2 protein-coding genes are annotated in these 2,166 nt (G+C 69.5%); both read left to right on the forward strand.

The genetic code is table 11. From position 1 onward, the window contains the following. The first annotated feature begins 317 nt into the window (after window positions 1–317). On the forward strand, window positions 318–671 hold the full coding sequence (locus tag G6030_RS05150; protein WP_182642414.1) for a hypothetical protein: 354 nt from the start codon (window positions 318–320) through the stop codon (window positions 669–671). 65 nt (window positions 672–736) lie between these two features. Next, complete coding sequence (locus G6030_RS05155; protein WP_182642415.1) at window positions 737–2,128, forward strand: NAD(P)/FAD-dependent oxidoreductase; 1,392 nt, start codon at window positions 737–739, stop codon at window positions 2,126–2,128. Window positions 2,129–2,166: the final 38 nt, after the last annotated feature.

Consider the following 2,166-nt stretch of genomic DNA (forward strand, 5'->3'; position numbering starts at 1 on the left):
CAACGCAGGGTGACACTAAAACATGTGGAAGTCAGGTCAGAACCCATGGATGTGTCTCCTTTCGACGGGCATGAGGCGCGAGCAGAGAGTGATCTCCGCTCACTTGGCCGAGAGTAACAGTGACTCTCGCCCTTCCGAACCGCTCGCGGACTGGTTTTTTCCTGGGGATCGCCCGGGGACGCGATGCCGTAAGCCGGCCCGGCGTCGGGAGCTGCGGGGACGCCGTATCCACAGGTCCGGCACTGCATCCACAGCTCCGGCGCTCACTGCGCCCGTCGCGGGACGCGCACCCCCGCGGGCGTGTGAGGGTGCCGGGCATGGATATCGCAGAGCCGATCTCGGGCACCCATCGCGACACCGTCATCCGCCGGGTGCTGCGCCTGGCACGGGACGGGGACCACCGCGCCCGCCGCGTCACGCTGCTGGGGCGACCGGGAGCCGTGCCGGACCGGGTCGGCATCGTCAGTCCGCACCGGGACGCCGACGGCGAGCTCGACGCCGCGGACCTCGTCGCGCAGGTCTACGCGATCGCGCACGAGTGCCCGTCCGTCACCGGCACGTACACGAACGGGTTCTGGGTCGGGGACGGTGGCGCGTCGTACCTGATGGATGCGGAGATGTACGAGAACGGCCACCCGGAACCGGACGACGCGCCCGACGAACACGACTAGGGTCGGCCGCAACGGAGCCCGTCGACGGGCTCATGGGAACGGCACAGTCAGTTCGAGGAGGCGCCATGACCGGATACTCGCACTCGCCGATGAACAGTGGGCCGTCGAAGGAGAACCGCCATCGGGTGGTCATCATCGGGTCGGGATTCGGCGGGCTCGCCGCCGCCCGGGCGCTGGAGAAGGCCGACGTCGACGTCACGCTCGTCGCCAGGACCGGCCACCACCTCTTCCAACCGCTGCTGTACCAGGTCGCGACGGGCATCCTGTCCGTCGGCGAGATCGCGCCCTCGACCCGGCTCGTGTTGAGGGACCAGAAGAACGTCACGGTCGCGCTGGGGGAGGTGGACCAGATCGACGTCGCCGCCCGGAGGGTGCACGCGACGGCCGGGCACGTCGACTTCGAGCTCGAGTACGACAGCCTCATCGTCGCCGCCGGGGCCAACCAGTCCTACTTCGGCAACGATCACTTCGAGCACTGGGCGCCGGGCATGAAGTCCATAGACGACGCGCTGGAGCTGCGGAGCCGCATCATGGGCTGCTTCGAGCAGGCCGAGGTGACGGACGACGAGGAGGAGCGACGCAGGCTGCTCACCTTTGTCGTCGTCGGCGCCGGCCCGACCGGGGTGGAGATGGCCGGGCAGATCGCCGAACTGGCGCGGCGGACCCTCAAGAACAGCTTCCGGCGGATCGACCCGCGCCGGGCCCGCGTCATCCTCCTCGACGCCGCCCCGGCCGTGCTTCCGCCGTTCGGCAACAGGCTCGGCAACGCCGCTCGTGCGCGCCTCGAGGAGATCGGCGTGGAGATCCAGCTCAACGCCATGGTCACCGACGTCGACTACTACGGTATCGAGGTCAAGGACCAGGACGGATCGCTGCGTCGCATCGACGCCACGTGCAAGATCTGGTCGGCCGGCGTCCAGGCGAGCCCGCTGGGCCGGATGCTCGCCGAGCAGACCGGCGCCGAGGTGGATCGCGCGGGGCGCGTGCTGGTGAACAAGGACCTCTCCCTGCCGGGCCGGCCCGAGATCTTCGTGATCGGCGACATGATCAACCTCGACAACCTGCCCGGCGTCTCGCCGGTCGCGATCCAGGGCGGCAAGTACGTCGCCAAGCAGATCGCCCGCGAGGTGGCGACGGGACGGTCGCCGGCCGCACGCCGCCCGTTCAAGTACTTCGACAAGGGATCCATGGCGACCGTGTCCCGCTACAGCGCGGTCGCCAAGATCGGCCCGTTCCAGCTGCAGGGCTTCATCGCCTGGGTCCTGTGGCTGGTCGTGCACCTGGCGTTCCTCATCGGTTTCCGGAACCGGGTCATCACCCTGCTGTCCTGGGGACTGCACATGGGCGACCATCGCTCGCACCTCAACTCCACGGCCCGGTGGGCGTACGGGCGACAGGCCCTCGCGCGCGCGGAGCAGTCCGCCGAGCGCGACACCGACCGCGCATCGGCGGACTGACTCCGCGTCCGGCGGGCGCAGCCGCCGACCGTCTCCAC

This window comes from Dietzia sp. E1 (assembly GCF_014145015.1).
GTDB classification, from domain to species: domain Bacteria; phylum Actinomycetota; class Actinomycetes; order Mycobacteriales; family Mycobacteriaceae; genus Dietzia; species Dietzia cinnamea_A.

What these genes read in the sequence shown, in the direction of transcription:
- G6030_RS05150 (WP_182642414.1), top strand. Translation starts at nt 318, where the DNA reads ATGGATATCGCAGAGCCGATCTCGGGCACCCATCGCGACACCGTCATC.
- G6030_RS05155 (WP_182642415.1), top strand. Translation starts at nt 737, where the DNA reads ATGACCGGATACTCGCACTCGCCGATGAACAGTGGGCCGTCGAAGGAG.